Consider the following 21,660-nt stretch of genomic DNA (forward strand, 5'->3'; position numbering starts at 1 on the left):
ACGCTCCACGGATGATCGTGCTCGGAGGCCGATCATCCCATGGGCGCTGCCCTGGATTCCAGCGCGCAGAAACGTCTGGCCAGGCCCTCGCGTTCGAAATGCTCGGTGATCAAGTCAATAAAGACCCGGGTCTTGACAGGCATCAATGTGCGGCTGGGGTAATACAAGGAGATCGCGCCAAGGTCCATGTGCCAGTCCGGCAGCAACCGCACCAGTTCGCCACGTTCCAGCCAGGGCAGCACGTCCGGGACAGTCAACAGTGAGATGCCCAGGCCCAGCAGGGTGGCTTCGCGCATGGCGACGGGATCGTTGAGGACGATGGATTCGGGCAGCCGAAGCGCCGATTCAAGCCCGGCAGCGTTGCGCATTACGGCCTGGCGCACGCGACCGGTCAGGCTTGAGCGCAGCACGATGTTGTCGAAGTGGGCCAGGTCTTCCGGATGCGCGGGCCGGGGGCGTGGGGCCAGGTAGGCTGGGCTCGCCACTGCGATCAGATGGGCCGGTGCCAAGGCTCGCGAAACCACGCCGGGCATCAGTTCGAAGCCGCCACCAATCGCTGCGTCGAAGCCTTCGGCGATCAGGTCTACCCGGCGGTTTTCGAAATGCCATTGCGGCCGGATCAGCGGATAGCGAGCCAGGAGTTGCGGCATCAGCGGCAACACATGCCCGATGCCGAAACTCGGTGACAGGCTGACTCGCAATACCCCGGCCGGTTCACCCCGTTCCGTGGTCACGGCGCCGATGGCCGTCTGCAAGGCTTCGAGGTGAGCGCCGATACTGGTAAGGAAGTGTTCGCCGTTTTCGGTCAGGGACAATTTTCGGGTCGAGCGCTGGAACAGGCGCACGCCCAGGTTGCGCTCGAGCATCGCTACGTTGCGGCTGACGGCGGCAGGCGTCAGGCCCAGCAACCTGGCGGCAGCGGAAAAACTCCCCGTCTCGGCACTGCGGGCGAAGCATTCAAGGTTGGCGAGGGTTTCCATGGCGTTCTACCTGATAGCAATGCTTGAAAATGATTCAAGCTATTACCGGCTAATCAGGCGTGAATGACAAGGGCAATATGCACCTCAACGGCGGACATCACCGCCAGGCTTATCCCAACCTTTGAGGACAGACGACATGAGTATCGAAACCATTGGCATCATCGGTGCCGGCGCCATCGGCAGTGCTTTCGCCCGCGCACTGGCCCGCCAGAACATCAATGTGGTGATTGCCAACAGCCGTGGCCCGGACAGCCTGGCCGGGCTGGTCGCCGATCTGGGGCCCACCGTGCGTGCCGGCACCGTGCAGCAAGCCGCGGCCCAGCCGATGGTATTGGTGGCCGTTAACTGGTCGAGGCTGCCCGAGGCGTTGAGTGGTTTGCCTGACTTTGCCGGGCGCATCGTGATCGATGCCAACAATGCAATCAAAGTCCCGGAGTTCGAGGCGGTTGATTTGCAGGGCCGGGCTTCCACCGAGGTGTTCAGTGAATGGGTGCCGGGCGCGCGGGTGGTCAAGGCCTTCAATCACTTGCTGGCGCGCCTGCTGGAGGCAGACCCGACGTCCGAAGGCGGCAAGCGGGTGCTGTTCCTGACCGGTGACGATGTGCAGGCACGCGATGAAGTCGCGCAGTTGATCGAGCGCTTGGGGTTCTTCGCCGTGGACCTGGGGCCCTTGAGTGTGGGCGCACGCTTGACCCAGTTCCCGGGCGGCCCTCTGCCGGTGCTGAACCTGGTCAAGTTCGACTGAGCCCCACAGTGCGGTCAGCGATCCCAGTAGGGCACTTCGCCAAAACATTCCAGGAAAAAATCGATGACCGTGCGCACCTTCACCGACAGGCGTCGGCTGCCCGGCCAGAGAATGGCGATCTGCTGGGGTTCGAGGCTGTTGGAGGCCTGGTAATCCTGCAGTACCGGGACCAGGGTGCCATTGCGCAGCGCTTCGCCGATCAGCCAGGACGGAAACATCACCAACCCCAGGCCTTGTTCGGCGGCCTGGGTCAAGGTGTCGGCGTGGTTGCCGGTGATCGGGCCCTTGACGCTATAGGGCGTCCAGGCCTGGCCCGGGCGGCGGAAGAACCAGCGCTGTTGGCCAGTCACGCCTTTGTAGGCCAGGCATTGATGGGCCGCCAGATCCTGGGGTTTGAGCGGCGTGCCGTGGCGAGCCAGGTAAGCAGGGCTGGCCGCGATCTGGAAACGATGGGGGGCGACAACCCGCGCCTGCATGCCTGAGTCATGCAACGGGCCGATCCGAAACAGTAGGTCGGCGCCTTCCTGCAGTGGGTCGACGTAACTGTCGGTCTGCTGGATCTCCAATTGCAGCTTTGGGTAGCGTTCGCACAACTGGCCCAGCCATGGTGTCAGGTGGCGCTGGCCGAATACCACTGGGGCGTTGATCCGCACCAATCCGGAAGGCTCGCTGTGCTGTTCCTGCAAGGCTTGTTCGGCTTCCTCCAATTGCACCAGTAGCAGCCGCGCATGATGCCCCAGCAGGCGGCCGGCTTCGGTGGGGGAGACGGCGCGGGTGTGGCGATAAAGCAACTGCTGGTTCAGGGCCTGCTCCATCAGCTGGATCTGCCGGGAAATCGATGACGGAGCCAGGCCTTCGCGTCGGGCCACCTCCGAGAAGCTGCCGTGATCGAGCACCGCGACAAACAGGCGCAGCGCCTTAAAGCCAAGTTCATTGAGGCCGTGCATGGGATGGCTGTCCTGTGCGTATTGCGCAAAAGTGTTGTCGGGATGCTCCCATTTATCGCACAGAGACGCCAGCCGATAATGCCGGCCATCCTTTTCCAGACAGGTTCTGACTATGCAGGTTTCCTCATTGAACGAGGCCGGTCCGATGACGGCTGTCAGCCAACCGCATTCGTTCTTGCGCTGGCTATTGCTGCCCCTGGTGATCCTGGCCGGTATGGGCTTGTCAGTAGAGGCCGGCCTGCTGGGGCCGCTCGGGGGGCAGGTCGGGCATTTGTGGGCCACCCTGAGCATCTTTGGCGTCGGCTCGGCGATTCTGTTCCTGCTGTTACTGCTCAGCGGTCGGCAACAAGGCCCGGCCTTGCATGAGTTGCCGCGCTGGCAACTGATCGGCGGTTTCCTGGGGCCGGTCTACGTGGTGGTGCTGACGCTCGCCACGCCCCACATCGGCATCGCCATGACCATGGTCGCGATCCTTTCCGGTCAGGTGGGCAAAAGTGTGTTGATCGACCATTTCGGCTGGTTCGGTGCGAGCCGCAAGCGGGTCAACGGCGAACGTTGGCTGGCGTTGGCGCTGATCGTCGTGGCCCTTGTCCTGATTGCCCGAGGTTGAACATGAGTCTGTTTATTCTATTGCTGGTGGTCGTCGCTGCGGGTGCGGTGCTGAGTGTGCAGGCGGCCATCAACGGCCGCCTGGGCCAGACGGTCGGTGTGCTGCGCAGCAGCCTGCTGACGTTTACGGTAGGGACTGTGGTGACCGGGTTGCTGATCGTATTTTTCGAACCGGCCCATGCTGTCACCTTGCTGGATGTGCCGAAATGGCAACTCAGCGGTGCGTTGTTCGGCGTCGTCTACATGATGGTGATGGTCGGTGCGGTGCCGCGGGTAGGGACTGGCGTGGCGACGGTGGCGGTGATCGTCGGGCAATTGGGCATGGGCATGTTGATCGACAACTTCGGCTGGCTGGGCAACCCGGCCATCGGGTTGTCCGGTAGCCGGGTCCTGGCCATGGCCTGCCTGGCCTTGGCGCTGGTGTTCATGTATCGCAGCAGTGTGCAGCAGGCCTGAAGGTCTCAGTTGCTTTCGACGTTCAGTCGCAGGCTGCCATCGTCCAGGCGCTCGGTGCTTCGGACGATGCCACTGGTTTGCCGGCCTTCGGCGCTGAATACTACGATCTGGGCTTTATCCAGGTCGTCCGGCATCGGTGGGCGTACGTGCAGTACGAACCATGGCGGTTCGGCGTCGTCGAAGCGTTTGACGTCGAACTGGCAAGTGGCATTTTGGGTCTGGTGCCCAAGCAGCGCGTCCAGGCCGTAATAGAAGTGAGTGCTGTCGGCAGCAAGGGGCATGTGCATCGGCGGTCTCCTGGGGACGCTCGGTGGATGTTCAAGTGATCCTGCCTGGAATGGAAAATTCCATCGGGTGAGCTATGGAAATTAGCTCACCACCCCTGCACATTTCCTGTGACGTGGGCTTCGATAGATCATAAAGCAGGCACTCCGTCTTTCCACGCCGACCAGTTTTTCACGATGTCCTGTACCACCGGGTTGCCGGTGCGGTAGAGGTTTTCCAGTGCAGGAACGAACGCGCCCTGGTCAGCGTATTTGAGCAGGTTGTCCACTTCGTTGCCGCCGGGTTCGGGACGGTCGAAGTCGGAGCCGGCCCGCAGCACGGCCAGTCGGTTGATATCCACCCGACCTTCGCGGCTGGCTCGCAGCAAGGCCTCGTAGGTGGAATTGTCCTCCTGTTGGGTGGTGCAGTAGACGCCTTTGTTATCCGTGAGCAGGCGGGTCCAGACTTCGGCGCGTTCGCTCAGGCGCGTACCGGAGAACCAGGTGTTGCCGGCCAGGGTGTCACATCGGGTTACCACCGGTGGCTGGTTGGCCGGTGCATACGGATATTTCAAGCGCCAGGCGGCTGACTCCTTGCTTTCAGCCAAGGCCACTTTCTGGCTGAGCGCAAATGCCTTGGCTTGCAGCGCCGGGTTGAGTTCGAAGACTTCGGTCTTGTAGTCCAGCGGCGGCTTCTCATTCGGCCCCTTGGTGTTGATGCCCAGGTAGCCGGTGGGCCACTCCTTGGGAACATCGCGCGAATCCAGCTCCCATTGGGTGCCGAACTCCACCAGGTAATGGGCCCAGGCCGTCGTCCCGAGGGTGCCGTGGTGCGGGTTGATCCCGGCGATCCCGGCCACCAGGAAATAGCTTTTGCGCAGGTCGACGGTTGGCGAGAGCGCCAGGGCCAGTGTCGAGGCTGCGGCGTTGGTCTGGCCCATGCCGGTGATCAGCAGGCAGACCCGCTCGGTATTGCAACGGATAGTCGGATATTCAGCGGACAGCCCTGGTATGCGGATCTCATTCTTGAGCTGCAGGCGTTCGATCCAATTCTGCGCCTCGGGAGCAAACATTGTGATCAGCATGACTTTGGGTTGAAGCGGCACTGTGGCCCCGGCGGTCGAGCAGAACAGGGCCAGGCCGATTGAAGTAAGCAGGCGGTTGGTCATGAGTCGTTACCTCCATGGATTTAAAAAGGGGCGAGCAGGGGCTCAGAATTGATAGCCGACACCCGCGTAGTATCCCCACCCATCGGAGCGGGCGCGGAAGTTGCCGTCGCCAAAGTTAAGCTCACTGCCGTCCTGCCAGTTGCCGCCGTTGTGGAAGTAACGGCCCACCAGCGTGAAGCGCAGGTGCGTGAAGGAATACAGCAAGACGTTGGTGGCGACCGTGGCGTTGGCGGTGCGAGCCGGGTTGTCCTTGTGCAGGTCTGAACCGAAATCGAAGTTGGTAAAACCGATGTAAGTCAGCGAAGCGCCGTTGCTGAACTGGCTGATCGGCACGATGTATTTGAGTTGGGCGCGATAGCCATCCCAGGAATATTCATTGCTGGCGCCATAGTTTTCCCATTGATAACGCCCGTAGAAGTTGGCCGACAGGTTGACCCGCGAATGGGTGTCGATGTCGGTGCCCAGGCCGCTGTACAAAGTATTCGCGCGATTGGCGGAGTTGCTGCCGTGATCGTAGATCCAGTCGAACGCCACATACCATTCCTTGAATGGCCCGACGGCCAGGCTGCGGCCGGCCAGGTAGTCGATGGAAATACGCGGTTCATGCTCCATGAACACCGGCGAGCCGTGATCCCACACGCCTTTGTCGTGGCTGTTGCCGATGTCGAAGATCTTCGGGATGTCGATATAGCCATACAGCTCGAACGGCCCCTTGCGCCCGAAATATTCGTATTCCAGATAGACGTCATCGACGGGTTGCGGGCCGAAGCTGATGTCCTTGCTGCCGATGATCGTCAGGTCCTGGTTGTACCAGTCGGACAGGTAGACACTTTTTTTCGAGGACGTGGCTTCAGGGCTGAGCGTTTCACCTTGGGCGGATGCTTCGCTCGCTTGGGCTTGGCTGATGGTGCTGAGTAATCCGGTAACGGCGGTCAGTAGCACGGCGGCTGCAAATACGCGGGGCGCGGCGTAACACCGAGGATTGAAGTCCATGGAAAGTCCTTGTTCGTGCGGGTCGAAACCCGGGGTCCGTGATAGAAAAAACGCGGTTCGCTGCGGGGCTGCGATCGATTTCGCAAACGTTTGCACATCCTGTACCAGATTTTCGTACTGGCTTTAAAAACATGTGCTTGGGAAGTTTTTCCTGTCCTTATGGTCAGGCATCGTGCACGACCTATCGCCCTGTCCCTTGAAGGGGCACCAAAAGGTGGCAGGGCGTAGGGTGGTCGCTGTCTTGCCGCGACACAGGACCGTCGGCGTTGCTGGTAGACTCGTTCCAATTGACTGACACGAGGTATGCCCATGAGCGAGCCGATTCGCCTGACCCAGTACAGCCACGGTGCCGGTTGTGGCTGCAAGATTTCGCCCCAAGTGCTGGAAGTGATCCTGGCTGGCAGCGGTGCGCAGAACCTCGACCCCAAGCTGTGGGTCGGCAACGCCTCCCGGGATGATGCTGCGGTATACGCCATCGATGAGGAGCGCGGGGTGGTCTCGACCACCGATTTCTTCATGCCGATTGTCGATGACCCGTTCGATTTCGGCCGCATCGCCGCCACCAATGCCATCAGCGATATCTACGCCATGGGCGGTGACCCGCTGATGGCGATTGCGATTCTAGGCTGGCCGGTCAATGTCCTGGCTCCGGAGATTGCCCGGGAGGTGATTCGTGGTGGCCGTTCAGTGTGCGACGAAGCGGGCATTCCCCTGGCCGGCGGGCATTCGATTGACGCGCCTGAGCCGATTTTCGGCCTGGCGGTCACCGGCCTGGTGCAAAAGCGCCACATGAAACGCAACGACACCGCCACCGCCGGTTGCCGCTTGTACCTGACCAAGCCCCTGGGCATCGGCATCCTCACCACCGCAGAAAAGAAAGGCAAGCTGCGCGCCGCCGACGTTGGCCTGGCCCGTGACTGGATGTGCACCCTCAATAAACCCGGCAGCCGCTTCGGCAAACTCGACGGTGTGACGGCGATGACCGACGTCACCGGTTTCGGTCTGCTCGGGCACTTGGTGGAAATGGCCGATGGCAGCCAACTGACGGCGCGGATCCGCTACGACGCGGTGCCGCGTCTGCCGGGCGTCGAGTACTACCTTGACCTGGGTTGTGTGCCGGGCGGTACGTTGCGCAACTACGACAGCTACGCCACCAAGGTCGGTCGTGTCCAGGAACTGCACAAGCGCGTGCTGTGCGACCCGCAGACCAGCGGCGGGCTGCTGATTGCTGTCACCCCCGAAGGCGAGGGCGAATTCCTGCGAGTTGCCGCTGAACTCGGCCTGGCACTGGAGCCGATTGGTGAACTGGTCGAGCGACAGACCTACGCGGTCGAGGTGTCTTGATGGCCAATGACATCACCGATTACCGCGACATCTTCCTCAATGACCGGCCGATGATGGACACCCGCGCGCCGGTCGAATTTCTCAAGGGTGCATTCCCCGGCGTGGTCAATTTGCCGCTGATGACCGACCTCGAACGACAACGCGTCGGCACCTGCTACAAACAGCAGGGGCAACAAGCGGCCATTGTCCTGGGGCATCAGTTGGTGTCCGGCGAGATCAAGGCACAACGCATCCAGGCCTGGGCCGAGTTCGCCCAAACCCATCCTGAAGGTGTGCTGTATTGCTTTCGCGGTGGCTTGCGTTCGCAGATCGTCCAGCAATGGCTCAAGGACGAAGCCGGCATCGACTACCCCAGGGTCGGTGGCGGCTACAAGGCCATGCGCACATTCTTGCTGGACACCGTCGAACAGGCGGTCAGCCAATGTGACCTGGTGCTATTGGGCGGCATGACCGGCACCGGCAAGACCGAAGTGCTGACCCAGTTGAGCAACAGCCTGGACCTGGAAGGCTATGCCAACCATCGTGGTTCGAGTTTCGGCAAGCGCGCCACTGGGCAGCCTTCCAACATCGATTTCGAGAACCGTCTGGCGGTGGACATGCTGAAAAAGCGCGCCGCCGGTATTGAACAGTTTGTGCTGGAAGATGAAAGCCGCATGGTCGGCAGCTGCGCCTTGCCGTTGCCCTTGTTCCAGCGCATGCAGCAGGTTCCGATGGTCTGGCTTGAAGACAGCCTGGAGCGACGGGTCGAGCGGATCCTGCGCGATTACGTCATCAACCTGTGCGCCGAATTCATTGCCGTCCATGGCGACGAAGGCTTCTCACTGTTTTCCGAGCGATTGCTGGCGAGCCTGGACAACATTCACAAACGCCTGGGTGGCGACCGTCATCGGCGTTTGATGGACATCATGGAAGCCGCCCTGGCTGAGCAGGCTGCCAGCGGCGCCGTCGATCTGCATCGCGGCTGGATCGAAGGCTTGCTGCGTGAGTACTACGACCCGATGTATGTGTTCCAGCGGGAAAAGAAGGGCTTGCGCATCGAGTTTGCCGGGGAGCGCGCGGCGGTGTTGGAGTATTTGCGGGAGCGAGCGGTTCGGGGCGGGTGATAGCCCGGGAACCGAATCAAATGTGGCAGCGAGCCTGCTCGCGATAGCGTTGGACAACCGACATCCATGTTGACTGACACCCCGCTATCGCGAGCAAGCTCGCTCCCACAGGTGTTTTGTCGCTGCAGACAGGCTACGTCGGACAGGCTTCCTTGCCATTGTCCAACCCTTGCTTGTAACTCTGGCTGGTGAGGCTGGCCTTGCCGTTGTGCCAGGTCAGGGTCAGCACATACAGCGAATCGAAGTCCCCCGAGGCCCAGTCTTCGGTAATGGTTTGCTTCTTGCCCACGGCCTCACCGGCGACCTTGTTGATCAGCTCCGGCAGGTAGCCATGGGACCAGGCGGTATAGATGGTCGAGTTGTGGTACTTGTCATGCAGCAATTCGTCCGCCAGGTCGCTGGTATCGTTGGCCGAAAAATTGATATTCACCGGCAGTCCGAGCTTGATGGCACTGGGGCTGATGGTCATCAGCGGGCGAATGTAGCTGTAGGAGTTGTCCAGCTCACCCTCTTCGACGTTGCGGGTCGGGTTGGCCGCGAACACGTAGTCGGCCTTGCCGAATTTTTCCGGCAGCAGGGTGGCCAGGTCGATGGCGCGGTTGAGGCCCTGGCAATTGAGCTGGCCCAGGCCGCCGGCGGGTTTCTCGGCGTGGCGCAGGAACACCAGGGTCTGGATGCCGTCGACTGGCTGGGCGCGACTGACGCTCGACTCCAGCGACAGCACCAGGCCACAGGTCACAAGCAGCGTCGGCAGCAACAGCCACGAACGGTGTTTGAAGCGTCTGGCGAAATTCAGTGGGTTCATCATCGAATAAATGTTCTTTTGAACTCTCTAGTCAGGCTGACAAACCTAGGCACCGCGAGGCATTTGGCCTTGGGTGTTTTTCCGTGTCGTTACGCCGCTTCGATTCCACGGGGGCATTGCTCAGAGTCGCTTGGCGCCCGTTGGTTCGATCTCGGCTGATCCTGTGCACTGTAAGGCCTCCAGCTTGGAGGTCAGTCGAATGTTAGCGACAGGATGTTGCGGAATTAAGAACGGCCGGTGTGAATCCCGTGACGTGCTTGTGGTGCTGTCCCGCACATCTTGGATTATTCTCAGGCCTTTCCTTAATTGCCGAGCCTGTCCCCATGCCCGACTTGACCTCATTTCCCATTACCCAAAAATGGCCCGCCCAGTACCCGGAGTGGCTGCAGCTCTACTCCCTGCCAACCCCCAACGGCGTCAAGGTCTCGATCATGCTGGAAGAGATCGGCCTACCCTACGAACCCCACAAGGTGGACTTCGGCAGCAACGATCAACTGTCTCCCGAGTTTCTGTCCCTGAACCCCAACAACAAGATCCCGGCGATTCTCGACCCTCATGGGCCGGGGGACCAGCCGTTGGCGTTGTTCGAGTCGGGGGCGATTCTGATGTATCTGGCCGACAAAAGTGGCCAGTTGCTGGCCCAGGAGTCGGCGGCGCGCTATGAGACGATCCAGTGGCTGATGTTTCAGATGGGCGGGATCGGGCCGATGTTCGGGCAGTTGGGATTCTTCAACAAGTTCGCTGGCAAGGACTACGAGGACAAGCGGCCTCGCGATCGGTATGTAGAGGAAAGCAAGCGCCTGCTCAAGGTGCTCGACGGTCGTTTGCAAGGACGGGACTGGATCATGGGCGAGCGCTACACCATTGCCGATATCGCCACCTTTCCCTGGGTTCGCAACTTGATCGGTTTTTATGAAGCCGGGGATCTGGTGGGTATCCAGAACTTCCCCAATGTGACACGGGTGCTGGAGCGCTTCCTGGCGCGGCCGGCGGTAGCACGTGGGTTGAAGATTCCGGAATGAGCGAGCCGATGGCCAGCCGATTCAATTTCAACCAACCGGCCGTGTTCAGCAACGTGTCGCTCAGGGGAATCCGCTGGCGGTGGTGACTTGCATCAATGGTGCGCTGACCTTGTGAAGCGATTATTGCCGCGCCGGTAACACTCTGTTTTCCTGCCGGCGTTTGTGCCTTGGTCGACCAGGGCATAAGCTTTGCCCCTTGTGATCGAGCACCCATTTGCCAGGAGTCCCATGTCCAGCCAGTTCCCCGAAGCCCGCCCACGCCGTCTGCGCCGCAATGCAAGCCTGCGCAGTCTGTTCCAGGAAACCGAATTCACCCTGAACGATCTGGTGCTGCCGATTTTCGTCGAAGAAGAAATCGATGACTTCGTGCCGATCAAGAGCATGCCGGGCGTAGTGCGCATCCCTGAGTCGAAACTGGCCGGCGAGATCGAGCGCTATGCCCGTGCCGGCATCAAGGCGGTGATGACCTTTGGTGTTTCCCATCACTTGGACAGCGACGGTAGCGATACCTGGAACGAGCGCGGCCTGGTGTCGCGCATGGCCGGAATCTGCAAGGACGCGGTGCCGGAAATGATCGTGATGTCTGACACTTGCTTCTGTGAATACACCGATCATGGTCATTGCGGGGTACTCCACGGGCACGAAGTGGATAACGACCGGACCCTGCTCAACCTTGGCAAGCAAGCCGTGGCAGCAGCCCGTGCCGGTGCCGATGTGATCGCTCCGTCGGCGGCCATGGACGGGCAGGTCCAGGCCATTCGCAAGGCCCTGGACGAAGCCGGCTTCAGCCAGACGGCAATCATGGCCTATTCCACCAAGTTCGCCTCGGCGCTCTATGGGCCGTTCCGTGAAGCGGGCGGCAGTGCGTTGAAAGGCGACCGCAAGAGCTACCAGATGAACCCGATGAACCGTCGCGAAGCGCTGCGCGAATCCTTGCTCGATGAGCAGGAAGGTGCCGATGCGCTGATGGTCAAACCGGCCGGGGCCTACCTCGACATCATCCGCGACATTCGCCAGGCTTCGAACCTGCCGCTGTCGGCCTATCAGGTCAGTGGCGAATACGCGATGATCAAGTTCGCTGCCCAGGCCGGCGCCATCGACGAAGCCCGCGTGGTGCGCGAAAGCCTCGGCGCGATCAAACGGGCGGGGGCGGACCTGATCTTCACTTATTTCGCGATGGATTTGGCGCTTGGCGGGATCTGATCCCGCGCCCCTGCCGCATTGGCTGTCTGGGTTGGATCGCGAATCCCGGTACGCCGCCATTCTGCTGTGGGAGCGAGCTTGCTCGCGATAGCGGTGGGTCAGTTTCGGTGATGTTGGATGTGCCGCCGGCATCGCGAGCAAGCTCGCTCCCACATTGGGCATAGCCCGTGCCCGCTTTTGATCGTATGGTTGCTCCGGAATAACGAATCCGATGGAGCACCATGCAATTCAACCGATTGATGATCAGCCTTGCCGCGTTGCTGGCCCTGGCCGGTTGCGGCAGCCGCCAGGTTCAGGAGCCTGAACGTCAGCCCGCCGAGGTCAAGGCGCAGATCGTGCGATTGCTGCCGGCAAAGACTACGGATCGCGAAGGTTGGGCGACGGACATCTACGTGGCCTTCGCGGCTCAACAGATCCCAACCACGACGCAGAACATCTGTGCTGTCCTGGCGGTGACCGAACAGGAGTCGACGTTCCAGGCCGACCCGCCGGTGCCGGGGCTGGGCAAGATCGCGCGACAGGAGATCAACCGCCGTGCGGCGAAGGTGCACATTCCGCAGCTGTTGGTCAGTGGTGCACTCCAGGTGCGTTCGCCCAACGGCAAAAGCTACAGCGATAGGCTCGATGCGGCGCGTAGCGAGAAGGCATTGAGTGAGATTTTCGATGATTTCATCGGCACGGTGCCGTTGGGCAAGACGCTGTTCGACGGCTTCAATCCGGTACACACGGGTGGGCCAATGCAGGTCAGCATTGCTTTTGCCCAGGCCAATGCACGGAATTATCCCTACACGGTAGATGGCTCGATTCGTCGCGAAGTGTTCAGTCGTCGGGGGGGGATGTATTTTGGTATCGCGCATTTGCTGGGCTATCCGGTGAGCTACACCGACCCGTTGTATCGTTTTGCCGATTTCAATGCCGGCTGGTACGCCAGTCGTAACGCGGCTTTCCAGCATGCGGTGAGCCGGGCCTCAGGCATTTCCCTGGCGCTGGACGGGGATTTGATTCTGCCGGGTTCCATCATGCCGGGCAGCACGGAACTGGCGGTGCGCACGCTGGGCAAGTCGCTGGGAATGCGTAACCCGACCATTCGCGACCAGTTGGAGCAGGGCGACAGCCTTGGGTTTGAAGACAGCAAGCTCTACAAGCGGGTGTTCGAATTGGCTGAGCAGGCTGAGGGCAAGGCGTTGCCGCGAGCGGTATTGCCGGGGATCGTGCTCAAGAGCCCGAAGATTACGCGCAATCTCACCACGGCGTGGTTTGCCAAGCGGGTGGATGAGCGTTATCAGCGGTGCATGGCGCGGGCGTCGGGGCGTTAGCCAAACGCAGGCAAGTAAAAGCCCGGCGGATAAGGCCGGGCTTTACTGGGATGGTATGGGTTCGGGAGCTATCTGGAGCGCTATGACGACGGAACACCTCATGCGCGGTTTTCGATCAGGCGATCAGAGCCACCCTCGGCGACGCGACGTTCCAGCAGACGATCAGCACCGCCTTCGGCGACGCGGTTTTCGATCAGGCGATCAGAGCCACCCTCGGCGACGCGACGTTCCAGCAGACGATCAGCACCGCCTTCGGCGACGCGGTTTTCGATCAGGCGATCAGAGCCACCCTCGGCGACGCGACGTTCCAGCAGACGATCAGCACCGCCTTCGGCGACGCGGTTTTCGATCAGGCGATCAGAGCCACCCTCGGCGACGCGACGTTCCAGCAGACGATCAGCACCGCCTTCGGCGACGCGGTTTTCGATCAGGCGATCAGAGCCACCCTCGGCGACGCGACGTTCCAGCAGACGATCAGCACCGCCTTCGGCGACGCGGTTTTCGATCAGGCGATCAGAGCCACCCTCGGCGACGCGACGTTCCAGCAGACGATCAGCACCGCCTTCAGCGACGCGGTTTTCGATCAGGCGATCAGAGCCACCCTCGGCGACGCGACGTTCCAGCAGACGATCGGCACCGCCTTCAGCGACGCGGTTTTCGATCAAGCGATCAGAGCCACCCTCGGCGACGCGACGTTCCAGCAGACGATCAGCACCGCCTTCAGCGACGCGGTTTTCGATCAGGCGGTCAGAGCCACCCTCGGCGACGCGACGTTCCAGCAGACGATCGGCACCGCCTTCGGCGACGCGGTTTTCGATCAGGCGATCAGAACCGCCTTCGGCGACGACGGGTTGGGAGGAAGCGGCAAATACGTTGGTGGCCAGTACAGAGAAAGCGAGGCTGAGGATGACTTGGCGTTTCATGATGGTGTGCTCCGGGGTGCAGTAGGTTTGTGTGGGGCCATTGTTGTCCCGGGCGATCATCAAGAGAACTTCATTGACATGATGGTGAACATCGACGGCAGTGATGGCTCGTTGGCCCGTTACCGGTCAGCTTGATGGAACACCGACGGGCTCGCGGGCTCTACCGGCTAACCCTTATGCAGGAGGCACGTTCATGTATCAGTTATTTGGCCACAGACAATCCGGCTCTTCGGCGGTGGAGATTGCCCTGTGTCTATGTGACGTGGCTTATCGCCGGATCGACGCCTATTCCACCGAAGACAGCGATGCGGCGAAAGAGCTCGAGGCGTTGAACCCTCAAAAGCAGGTCCCGACCCTGCAGTTGCCGGACGGCTCGGTGCTGACCGAAGCCGCAGCGATCCTGATTCATCTCGGGCTGACCTATCCGCAATCGAAGTTGCTGCCTGAAGGGCCTGCCCAGCGCGCGCAAGCCATACGTGGCCTGGTCTATATCGCCGCCAATTGCTATACGCCCATCGGTATCATCGATTTTCCGGAGCGCTGGCTGGCCAATGCGGACGAAGCGACCCGACAGCAATTGGTCGCAGGTACCCGGCAACGGCTATACCGCAACTGGGCACTGTTTGCCGACCAGTTCCCGGCCCGGCCTTTTCTCAGCGGTGCCGAGCCGGGCGCGCTGGATATCCTGGCCGCCGTGATCACCAAATGGAGCGGCACACGGGAGGCGCTGCTAGGCGCCCGGCCTGAGTTCTACGGCCTGCTGGAACGCATCGACCATCACCCGCGTGTAGCACCGGTGCTGTCGCTGCATTGGCCTTCGTAAGAGCTGTCGAGTGGAGCGAGGCTGCGATTTTTCCACTGACACTTGAATCCCAAGCGAAAGATCAAAGGATCGTCCGAACGCGGCCCAAGCCTTCGGCAGCTCCTACAGGTCAAGGGCAGGCGTTGCGTGCGGCGGCCTGTTCAACTAAGCCGACAAATTGTCGGACATTGTTCTGATGCGCCGTCACCAGCGCGTCGATGCTCTCTCCCGCCGGGGTTTGCAGGCTGCTGCGGCAGGAGAGGGGATGGGTTTCGTTGCCCAGGTTGCGCAGGCGCCATTGCACATCCATGCGGGCGTAGCGGCCCGGGATGGAATCGAAGCGTTGTACGTCGACTCGCAGCAACCGCTTCGGTGCGCCGGGGTTGTTCAGTTGTTCGTCCAGGCTGCTGTGCAGTTCATCGGCCAGGCTTGCCGCCCACCATTGTGTTTCCAGGATCGCCAGCCCGCTGTTGCCTTGGCGAATAACCATCTGGGTGCGATCCACCTGGGGCGGAACGCTCACTTGTTCGATCTGGATGTCCAGGTTGGAGCGCGACTGGCCGGCCGGTTGGGCCGGGCTCAAGGTGTGATAGTGGATCGGGTCGCTGCGGCAGGCGCCCAGTAGCAATGTCACGGTAACCAGGGTGAGTTTCAGCGTCATTGGCATGGGGCGGGCTCCTGTGATCATTCTGTCACCGGCAATGTGAGGTTCTGTGCCGGTGCGTCCTTGGGACGACCGCGAAGCAGCGATTCGGGATGGCGACTCAGGTAGTCCGACAGTTCGCGCAGCGAGCGCGACATGCGTCCCAGGTCATCCAGGGTCTGGGTCAGTTGTTCACGCTGTGGCGAGTCTTCGGCCAGGGTTGAGTTGGCCGATTGCAAGGTCTTGCTTACGTCTTGCAAGGTGCTTTGCACGCCCGGCAGGGTCTTGCTGTTGAATTGGGCCAGGCCTTTGCGCAACTCCACCAGGTTGCCATCCAGGTTGCTGGCGATGCTTTCCAGCGGCAGCTTGTTGATCCGCTCGACCATCGCCTGCAGTTGTTCCTGCAGTTGCTGGAGGCTGCCCGGGATAGTCGGTATACGGACCGGTCGGGCAGCAGGGTCGAAGGCGACTTTTTCCGCCTTGGGGTAGAAATCCAGCGAAATGTACAACTGCCCGGTCAGCAGGTTGCCGCTGCGGGCCTGGGCGCGCAGGCCGCGTTCGACGAAGCTGCCGACCAGGCGGGCACCGGCGGCTTCGTCGTCTGGGTTGTGATTGAGCGTCTTGAGCAGTTTCTCATGGGCCTTGCCCAGGCGCTGAGGGTAAATCACCACGCCGACGTTGACTGGAAAACTGCGCTGCTTCTCATCGAAGTCCAGGTTGATGGCGACCACCCTGCCGATTTCCACGCCGAGGAACTCGACAGGCGCGCCGACTCGCAACCCGCGCAGTGCCTGATCGAAACGCAACGCCAGGTACTGCGCCTTGCCATTGGGCGGGGCGAGGGCGCTCTGCTGGTCGGCAAACAATTCGTAGGTCTTGTCCTCGCTGGCGGGGACGTCGTTGGGGTTGTATTCCGGTGCCCGGAACGCGATGCCGCCCAGCAGCAGGGCCGAGAGTGATTCGGTCTTGACCGCGAAGCCGTTGGCACCAACGTTCACGTCCACGCCGCTGACGTTCCAGAACCGGGTGTTTTCGGTGACGTACACATCGTTCGGCGCATTGATGAACACGTCGATGTTGACGCCTTTACCCTCGGCATCCAGGGCGTAGGACACCACCTGGCCCACCGGAATCTTGCGCAGGTACACCGGCGAGCCGATGTCCAGTGAGCCAAGGTCCTGGGAGTGCAGGGTGAAGCGCTTGCCCGGCTCGCCGTAGGTGATCGGCGGCGGCGCTTCCAGGCCGGTGAAGGACTTGGCGCGCACCTTCGATTGGCCGGCATCGGCACCGATGAAGTCCCCCGACAGCAGGGTGTCGATCCCCGAGATACCACCTGCGCCGATACGCGGCCGCACCACCCAGAATACCGAGTCTTCGTGCGTGAACGTATCGGCTGTCTTGGCCAGCTTTACCGTGGCGGTGACGTTCTTCTGGTCGTCGCTCAGTTGCACGTCGGTGACTTGGCCGATCACCACGTTGCGATATTTCACCTGGGTCTTGTTGGCGGTCAGGCCTTGGCCGGTCTTGAAGGTGATGGTGATGGTCGGGCCTTCCTGCAGCCAGTTGTGAACCACCAGGGACAGGCCCACCAACACCGCGATGATCGGCACGATCCACACCAGCGACACCGTCCAGCGGCGGCTGGTGACCTTGGCGCGACCAGGTGTGGGTTGCCGCCCGTCAGTGGCTTGCGACTTCATCCATGAGCTCCTCGGATGGTTGGGTGTCCCAGATCAGTCGTGGGTCGAAACTCATGGCCGACAGCATGGTGAACAGCACCACGAGGCCGAAGAACAGGATCCCCGGTCGTGGTTCGATATCGCTCAAGGCCTGGAATTTGACCAGTGCCGCGACCAAGGCCACCACCAGCACGTCGAGCATCGACCAGTAGCCGATGACTTCCACCAAGCGGTACAGCTTCGCTCGCTGGAGCTGGGCCCAGGTGCTGCGCCGCTGGGCGGTGACCAGCAGCAGGGTCAGCACCACGAACTTGATGCCCGGCACCGCGATGCTGGCGATGAAGATGATCAGGGCGATGTCCCAGGCACCGCTTTGCCAGAACTCGATGACGCCACTGATGATGGTGCTGTCGGCGCCATTCCCGAGCATCTGGGTGTTCATGACCGGTAGCAGGTTGGCCGGAATGTAGAACACCAGCGCGGCCAGCATGTAGGCCCAGGTACGGGTGATGGCGTCGGGTTTGCGCCGATGCAGGGCGGCGTCGCAACGGGGGCAGGTCGACGGCTCGTCGGTCATGTCGCAGGCCAGGCCGCAGCTGTGACACAGGCACAGGTTCAGGTCGCGGGCCTCTGGCGGGGTGTCCAGCGGCTGGCTGTTCACTGGCTGTCCCACAGGTCGCGGACATCGCGCCCGGCAATGCGGATCATCATCAGGCTCAAGGCCGCCAGGGCGAACAGGCCCACGCCCGGCAGAACGTCCAACAGCCCGGCGAGCTTGATCACGGCCACCAGCGCGCCCAACAGGCACACCTCCAGCATGCTCCAGGGCCGCAGAGTTTCCAGGCTGCGCATGCACAGGTTGAACCCCGGTGCCCGCTGGTTGGCATAGGCGTAGGCCAACACCCAGATCAGGAGCGCCAGTTGGAATGCCGGAGCGATGATGATCGCCACCGCAGCCACCAAGGCGATGAAAGTGATCGGCCCCAGGCTCAGCGCCACGATGGAGTCCCACAGTGTGGCGCTATTGCTCAGGCCCTGGAGGCGGATGCTCATCACCGGGTAGATATTGGCGAAGGCCCACAACACCGCTGCCGTGACGCTCAAGGCCAGGCGCTGCTCGATGCTCAGGCCGTTGTAGCGTTGGATCACCGCGTGGCAGCGCACGCACGAGGCCTTCTGGTGCGGGGCGAGCACAACCGGCTCGTACACCGCATCGCAATGTTCACAGATGATCAGTCGGTCGGTGGCGGCCATCGGGATGCTCGGCGGAACAACCTCTTCAATATAGAAGCACGTTGAGAATGAGCAACCCGCCCGGCAGGCAGTGGGGAAACTTGCTAGGTTTGCACACCGCCCGCGGGACGATCATTCACCGCGAATGTATTGCTCAAGTTGTCGGATCAGGTCCGCCTGCTCGGCAATGGCTTCCTTGACCAGGTCGCCAATGGACAGCAGGCCGACGAGTCTGCCGTCCTCGACCACCGGCAAATGCCGCAGGTGCTTTTCGGTCATGATGCTCAAGCAGGTCTCGACGTTCTGGTGCGGGTCTATCGTGATCACGGGGGAGACCATGATCTCACTGACCTTCGTGCCCACCGACGAGCGACCGTGCAAGACCATTTTGCGCGCATAGTCACGCTCACTGATGATCCCCAGTACTTCATCGTTTTTTACCACCAACAAGGCACCGACATTTTTCTCGGCCATGCGCATCAGGGCCTGCAATACCATGTCGTCCGGTGAGATGGTGTGCACTTGCTGGTTTTTTTCATCTTTTATCCGGAGCAACTGCGCGACGGTTTTCATGGGGGAGCCTCAGGTGTTGTTTTTGCGGGTAGTTAAAGAATCGTAGACCCAACGGCGCAGAGCAAGCGGTAAAGCGGCGGCCAGTCGTCCAAAAGCGTCATTGCCGATGAGTTTCCCTTCGATGTGATGTCATCCACCCCTGTGGCGAAGGCGCTTGCTCCCGCTGGGTCGCGCAGCAGCCCCCGGTTGCTGGCATTCGCCCAATATACCGAGAGGACCGGTTTTAGGGCTGCTTCGCAGCTTGAGCGGGAGCAGGCTCCCTCGCCACAAGAGCATGTCAGTTGAGCGGGTGAAGTGCCCTCGCCACAGGTAGAATCACCGCTCACGTACATTTCGAGGTTGCAGCGGTGGATTTACAGCAGGGCTTCGTCCTGACCCGGCATTGGCGCGACACCCCGGCCGGCACCGAAGTCGAGTTCTGGCTGGCGACCGATGCCGGTCCCCGACGCTTGCGCCTGCCGGTGCAGCCGTCGGTGGCGTTTGTGCCGCAGATCCAGCGCGGCCAGCTCGAGGCCCTGTTGCAAGGGGAGAAGGACATAGAACTACGTCCCCTGGACCTGCTGGATTTCGAACATCGTCCGGTGTTGGGGCTGTATTGCCAGCAACACGCCCAGTTGATGCGCCTGGACACCACCTTGCGCCGTGCCGGTGTGGAGGTGTTCGAGGCTGACATCCGGCCACCGGAACGCTACCTGATGGAGCGCTTCATCACCGCCCCGGTCTGGTTTGGCGGTACACCGACTGCAGACGGCTTGCTGCTCGACGCCCAGATGAAACCGGCGCCCGAGTACCGGCCACCGTTGCGCCTGGTGTCTCTGGACATTGAAACCACCGCCCAGGGCGATTTGTACTCCATTGCCCTTGAAGGCTGTGGCCAGCGTCAGGTCTACATGCTCGGCCCGCCCAATGGCGACGACAGCAGTGTAGATTTCCAGCTCGAATACTGCGACTCGCGCACGGCGCTGCTGAAAAAACTCAACGACTGGTTCGCCCGTTTCGACCCCGATGGGATCATCGGCTGGAACCTGGTGCAATTCGATCTGCGGGTGTTGCACGAGCATGCCCGGCGCCTGGCCGTGCCATTGCGCCTGGGGCGTGGTGGGGAGGAGATGCAATGGCGCGAGCACGGCGCGCGCAATAACCACTTTTTTGCCTCGGCTGCCGGCCGGCTGATCATCGACGGCATCGAGTCCCTGCGTTCGGCGACCTGGAGTTTCCCGTCATTCAGCCTGGAGAACGTCGCCCAGACGCTGCTCGGGGAGGGCAAGTCCATCGACAACCCGTACCAGCGCATGGACGAGATCAATCGCATGTTCGCCGAGGACAAGCCGGCCCTGGCCCGCTACAACCTCAAGGACTGCGAGCTGGTGACGCGGATCTTCGCCAAGACCGAGCTGCTCAAGTTCCTGCTGGAGCGGGCCAGCGTCACCGGCCTGCCGGCGGACCGCAGCGGTGGTTCGGTAGCCGCCTTCACGCACCTGTACATGCCGCTGATGCACCGCCAGGGTTTCGTCGCGCCGAATCTAGGCCAGCGCCCACCCGAGGCCAGCCCGGGCGGCTTTGTCATGGACTCCCAGCCAGGGCTCTACGAGTCGGTGCTGGTGCTGGACTACAAGAGCCTCTATCCGTCGATCATCCGTACTTTCCTCATCGACCCGGTGGGTTTGATCGAAGGCCTGCGTCATCCCGACGACCAGGCGTCGGTGCCAGGCTTTCGCGGTGCGCGGTTTTCCCGTACCCGGCATTGCCTGCCGGCCATCGTGGCGCGGGTCGCCGAAGGCCGGGAAACCGCCAAGCGCGAACACAACGCACCGCTGTCCCAGGCGTTGAAAATCATCATGAACGCCTTTTATGGCGTGCTTGGCTCCAGTGGGTGCCGCTTCTTCGATACACGGTTGGCCTCGTCCATCACCCTGCGTGGCCACCAGATCATGCAGCGCACCCGGCAACTGATCGAAGCCAAGGGGCATGTGGTGATTTACGGGGATACCGATTCCACGTTCGTCTGGTTGCGCCGGCCCCACGGCCAGGAAGAGGCGGCCAGCATCGGTCGCGAGCTGGTGGCGCACGTCAACCAGTGGTGGCGCGAGCACGTGCGCGACGAATTCGGCCTGGAGAGCGCGTTGGAGTTGCAGTTCGAAACCCACTTCAAGCGTTTTTTGATGCCGACCATTCGTGGCGCCGAGGAAGGCAGCAAGAAACGCTACGCCGGACTGGTGACCCGCGCCGACGGCAGCGACGAAATCGTCTACAAGGGCCTGGAAACCGTGCGCACCGACTGGTCGCCCCTGGCCCGGCAATTCCAGCAGGAGCTGTATGGACGGATCTTCCACCGCCAGCCTTATCAGGATTACGTACGCGATTATGTGCAGCAGACCCTGGCCGGTGCGTTCGATGATCGGCTGGTCTACCGCAAGCGCCTGCGCCGGCCACTGGAGGACTACGAACGTAACGTGCCGCCCCATGTGCGCGCCGCGCGCCTGGCCGATGAATTCAACCAGCGCCAGGGCCGTCCGCGGCAATACCAGAATGGCGGCTGGATCAGCTACGTCATCACCGTCGCCGGTCCCGAACCGCTGGAAATCCGTAGCGCACCGATTGATTACGACCACTACGTGACCAAGCAGCTACAACCGGTGGCGGACGCGATCCTGCCGTTTGTGGATGATGATTTCTCGACGTTGGTGGGGGGGCAGATGGGGTTGTTCTGAACCCACAGGTCGGTGTGAATTCCAGGATCGATCGTTCCCACGCTCCTGCGTGGGAATGTCGCCAGGGACGCTCCGCGTTCCGCTTCTGGAAAGTGACGCAGAGCGTCACGGGATGCATTCCCACGCAGAGCGTGGGAACGA

At 61.6% G+C, this 21,660-nt stretch carries 22 protein-coding genes; 10 read left to right on the forward strand and 12 right to left on the reverse strand.

Annotated elements, in window-relative coordinates; all coding sequences use genetic code 11:
- Positions 1-32: 32 nt before the first annotated feature.
- Positions 33-980, reverse strand: a complete 948-nt coding sequence (locus SGN16_RS10085) for a LysR substrate-binding domain-containing protein (RefSeq protein WP_335944932.1) — start codon at positions 978-980, stop codon at positions 33-35.
- Positions 981-1,122: 142 nt separating this feature from the next.
- Between SGN16_RS10085 and SGN16_RS10090 the strand changes: the two genes are divergently transcribed.
- Positions 1,123-1,725, forward strand: a complete 603-nt coding sequence (locus tag SGN16_RS10090; protein ID WP_210645179.1) for an NAD(P)-binding domain-containing protein — start codon at positions 1,123-1,125, stop codon at positions 1,723-1,725.
- A 14-nt stretch (positions 1,726-1,739) separates the two neighbouring features.
- Here the strand turns inward: SGN16_RS10090 and SGN16_RS10095 are convergent, their stop codons facing one another.
- On the reverse strand, positions 1,740-2,672 hold the full coding sequence (locus SGN16_RS10095) for a LysR family transcriptional regulator (protein ID WP_210643790.1): 933 nt from the start codon (positions 2,670-2,672) through the stop codon (positions 1,740-1,742).
- 145 nt (positions 2,673-2,817) lie between these two features.
- Here SGN16_RS10095 and SGN16_RS10100 point away from each other — a divergent pair, with 145 nt between their 5' ends.
- Together SGN16_RS10100 and SGN16_RS10105 are read left to right on the forward strand one after the other, a co-directional pair.
- Positions 2,818-3,282, forward strand: coding sequence for a DMT family transporter (locus tag SGN16_RS10100; RefSeq protein ID WP_210645181.1), 465 nt, complete (start codon positions 2,818-2,820; stop codon positions 3,280-3,282).
- Positions 3,283-3,284: 2 nt separating this feature from the next.
- A complete protein-coding gene (locus SGN16_RS10105) occupies positions 3,285-3,737 on the forward strand; it encodes a DMT family transporter (RefSeq protein WP_335944933.1) in 453 nt (150 codons plus the stop codon).
- Positions 3,738-3,742: 5 nt separating this feature from the next.
- Here SGN16_RS10105 and SGN16_RS10110 read toward each other — a convergent pair whose 3' ends face one another.
- The 3 genes from SGN16_RS10110 to SGN16_RS10120 form a co-directional block, all read right to left on the reverse strand.
- The gene (locus SGN16_RS10110; RefSeq protein ID WP_135844638.1) at positions 3,743-4,024 is read right to left on the reverse strand and encodes a hypothetical protein; all 282 of its coding nucleotides are present in this window, start codon (positions 4,022-4,024) and stop codon (positions 3,743-3,745) included.
- Positions 4,025-4,152: 128 nt separating this feature from the next.
- A complete protein-coding gene (locus SGN16_RS10115; protein WP_335944934.1) occupies positions 4,153-5,169 on the reverse strand; it encodes a purine nucleoside permease in 1,017 nt (338 codons plus the stop codon).
- 42 nt (positions 5,170-5,211) lie between these two features.
- Entirely contained in the window at positions 5,212-6,162 is a 951-nt protein-coding gene (locus SGN16_RS10120) for a nucleoside-specific channel-forming protein Tsx (protein ID WP_210643793.1), read from the reverse strand.
- A 309-nt stretch (positions 6,163-6,471) separates the two neighbouring features.
- Between SGN16_RS10120 and selD the strand changes: the two genes are divergently transcribed.
- On the forward strand, positions 6,472-7,506 hold the full coding sequence (gene selD, locus SGN16_RS10125; RefSeq protein WP_335944935.1) for a selenide, water dikinase SelD: 1,035 nt from the start codon (positions 6,472-6,474) through the stop codon (positions 7,504-7,506).
- Positions 7,506-8,609: a tRNA 2-selenouridine(34) synthase MnmH gene (mnmH, locus tag SGN16_RS10130; RefSeq protein WP_335944936.1), complete on the forward strand. Its 1,104-nt coding sequence runs from the start codon at positions 7,506-7,508 to the stop codon at positions 8,607-8,609. Before selD ends, mnmH begins: the two co-directional genes overlap by 1 nt.
- A gap of 133 nt (positions 8,610-8,742) precedes the next feature.
- Here the strand turns inward: mnmH and SGN16_RS10135 are convergent, their stop codons facing one another.
- Complete coding sequence (locus tag SGN16_RS10135; protein WP_210643796.1) at positions 8,743-9,417, reverse strand: histidine phosphatase family protein; 675 nt, start codon at positions 9,415-9,417, stop codon at positions 8,743-8,745.
- A gap of 320 nt (positions 9,418-9,737) precedes the next feature.
- Between SGN16_RS10135 and SGN16_RS10140 the strand changes: the two genes are divergently transcribed.
- The 3 genes from SGN16_RS10140 (at position 9,738) to SGN16_RS10150 (ending at position 12,955) form a co-directional block, all read left to right on the forward strand.
- Entirely contained in the window at positions 9,738-10,436 is a 699-nt protein-coding gene (locus SGN16_RS10140) for a glutathione binding-like protein (protein ID WP_210643797.1), read from the forward strand.
- 228 nt (positions 10,437-10,664) lie between these two features.
- A complete protein-coding gene (gene hemB, locus SGN16_RS10145; RefSeq protein ID WP_210643798.1) occupies positions 10,665-11,639 on the forward strand; it encodes a porphobilinogen synthase in 975 nt (324 codons plus the stop codon).
- A 221-nt stretch (positions 11,640-11,860) separates the two neighbouring features.
- Positions 11,861-12,955: a DUF1615 domain-containing protein gene (locus tag SGN16_RS10150; RefSeq protein ID WP_335944937.1), complete on the forward strand. Its 1,095-nt coding sequence runs from the start codon at positions 11,861-11,863 to the stop codon at positions 12,953-12,955.
- A gap of 98 nt (positions 12,956-13,053) precedes the next feature.
- Here SGN16_RS10150 and SGN16_RS10155 read toward each other — a convergent pair whose 3' ends face one another.
- Positions 13,054-13,878, reverse strand: a complete 825-nt coding sequence (locus tag SGN16_RS10155) for a phage infection protein (protein WP_339102096.1) — start codon at positions 13,876-13,878, stop codon at positions 13,054-13,056.
- Positions 13,879-14,071: 193 nt separating this feature from the next.
- Here SGN16_RS10155 and SGN16_RS10160 point away from each other — a divergent pair, with 193 nt between their 5' ends.
- On the forward strand, positions 14,072-14,701 hold the full coding sequence (locus tag SGN16_RS10160) for a glutathione S-transferase family protein (RefSeq protein ID WP_210643800.1): 630 nt from the start codon (positions 14,072-14,074) through the stop codon (positions 14,699-14,701).
- A gap of 109 nt (positions 14,702-14,810) precedes the next feature.
- On the opposite strand, the gene SGN16_RS10165 is transcribed toward SGN16_RS10160, so the two are convergent.
- The 5 genes from SGN16_RS10165 to SGN16_RS10185 all read right to left on the reverse strand — a co-directional run bounded on the left by SGN16_RS10165 (position 14,811) and on the right by SGN16_RS10185 (position 18,808).
- Positions 14,811-15,347 (reverse strand): PqiC family protein, encoded by a 537-nt coding sequence (locus SGN16_RS10165; RefSeq protein WP_335944938.1) that lies wholly within the window; start codon positions 15,345-15,347, stop codon positions 14,811-14,813.
- A gap of 17 nt (positions 15,348-15,364) precedes the next feature.
- Positions 15,365-17,023 carry an MlaD family protein gene (locus tag SGN16_RS10170; RefSeq protein WP_335944939.1) on the reverse strand — a complete coding sequence of 553 codons (1,659 nt, stop codon included), beginning with the start codon at positions 17,021-17,023 and terminating at the stop codon, positions 15,365-15,367.
- Positions 17,004-17,648, reverse strand: a complete 645-nt coding sequence (locus tag SGN16_RS10175) for a paraquat-inducible protein A (RefSeq protein ID WP_210645183.1) — start codon at positions 17,646-17,648, stop codon at positions 17,004-17,006. Before SGN16_RS10175 ends, SGN16_RS10170 begins: the two co-directional genes overlap by 20 nt.
- A gap of 11 nt (positions 17,649-17,659) precedes the next feature.
- Positions 17,660-18,256, reverse strand: coding sequence for a paraquat-inducible protein A (locus SGN16_RS10180; RefSeq protein ID WP_210643803.1), 597 nt, complete (start codon positions 18,254-18,256; stop codon positions 17,660-17,662).
- Positions 18,257-18,367: 111 nt separating this feature from the next.
- Complete coding sequence (locus SGN16_RS10185; RefSeq protein WP_210643804.1) at positions 18,368-18,808, reverse strand: CBS domain-containing protein; 441 nt, start codon at positions 18,806-18,808, stop codon at positions 18,368-18,370.
- Positions 18,809-19,155: 347 nt separating this feature from the next.
- On the opposite strand from SGN16_RS10185, the gene SGN16_RS10190 reads away from it, so the two are divergent.
- Entirely contained in the window at positions 19,156-21,519 is a 2,364-nt protein-coding gene (locus SGN16_RS10190; RefSeq protein ID WP_335944940.1) for a DNA polymerase II, read from the forward strand.
- Positions 21,520-21,660: the final 141 nt, after the last annotated feature.

The organism is Pseudomonas sp. G166 (assembly GCF_037027455.2).
GTDB lineage: Bacteria > Pseudomonadota > Gammaproteobacteria > Pseudomonadales > Pseudomonadaceae > Aquipseudomonas.

Bases quoted from the DNA above. Each gene is read 5' to 3' on its own strand.
- SGN16_RS10085 (WP_335944932.1), bottom strand. From the start codon at position 980: ATGGAAACCCTCGCCAACCTTGAATGCTTCGCCCGCAGTGCCGAGACG.
- SGN16_RS10095 (WP_210643790.1), bottom strand. From the start codon at position 2,672: ATGCACGGCCTCAATGAACTTGGCTTTAAGGCGCTGCGCCTGTTTGTC.
- SGN16_RS10100 (WP_210645181.1), top strand. From the start codon at position 2,818: ATGACGGCTGTCAGCCAACCGCATTCGTTCTTGCGCTGGCTATTGCTG.
- SGN16_RS10105 (WP_335944933.1), top strand. From the start codon at position 3,285: ATGAGTCTGTTTATTCTATTGCTGGTGGTCGTCGCTGCGGGTGCGGTG.
- SGN16_RS10110 (WP_135844638.1), bottom strand. From the start codon at position 4,024: ATGCACATGCCCCTTGCTGCCGACAGCACTCACTTCTATTACGGCCTG.
- SGN16_RS10115 (WP_335944934.1), bottom strand. From the start codon at position 5,169: ATGACCAACCGCCTGCTTACTTCAATCGGCCTGGCCCTGTTCTGCTCG.
- SGN16_RS10120 (WP_210643793.1), bottom strand. From the start codon at position 6,162: ATGGACTTCAATCCTCGGTGTTACGCCGCGCCCCGCGTATTTGCAGCC.
- selD (WP_335944935.1), top strand. From the start codon at position 6,472: ATGAGCGAGCCGATTCGCCTGACCCAGTACAGCCACGGTGCCGGTTGT.
- mnmH (WP_335944936.1), top strand. From the start codon at position 7,506: ATGGCCAATGACATCACCGATTACCGCGACATCTTCCTCAATGACCGG.
- SGN16_RS10135 (WP_210643796.1), bottom strand. From the start codon at position 9,417: ATGATGAACCCACTGAATTTCGCCAGACGCTTCAAACACCGTTCGTGG.
- SGN16_RS10140 (WP_210643797.1), top strand. From the start codon at position 9,738: ATGCCCGACTTGACCTCATTTCCCATTACCCAAAAATGGCCCGCCCAG.
- hemB (WP_210643798.1), top strand. From the start codon at position 10,665: ATGTCCAGCCAGTTCCCCGAAGCCCGCCCACGCCGTCTGCGCCGCAAT.
- SGN16_RS10150 (WP_335944937.1), top strand. From the start codon at position 11,861: ATGCAATTCAACCGATTGATGATCAGCCTTGCCGCGTTGCTGGCCCTG.
- SGN16_RS10155 (WP_339102096.1), bottom strand. From the start codon at position 13,878: ATGAAACGCCAAGTCATCCTCAGCCTCGCTTTCTCTGTACTGGCCACC.
- SGN16_RS10160 (WP_210643800.1), top strand. From the start codon at position 14,072: ATGTATCAGTTATTTGGCCACAGACAATCCGGCTCTTCGGCGGTGGAG.
- SGN16_RS10165 (WP_335944938.1), bottom strand. From the start codon at position 15,347: ATGCCAATGACGCTGAAACTCACCCTGGTTACCGTGACATTGCTACTG.
- SGN16_RS10170 (WP_335944939.1), bottom strand. From the start codon at position 17,023: ATGAAGTCGCAAGCCACTGACGGGCGGCAACCCACACCTGGTCGCGCC.
- SGN16_RS10180 (WP_210643803.1), bottom strand. From the start codon at position 18,256: ATGGCCGCCACCGACCGACTGATCATCTGTGAACATTGCGATGCGGTG.
- SGN16_RS10185 (WP_210643804.1), bottom strand. From the start codon at position 18,808: ATGAAAACCGTCGCGCAGTTGCTCCGGATAAAAGATGAAAAAAACCAG.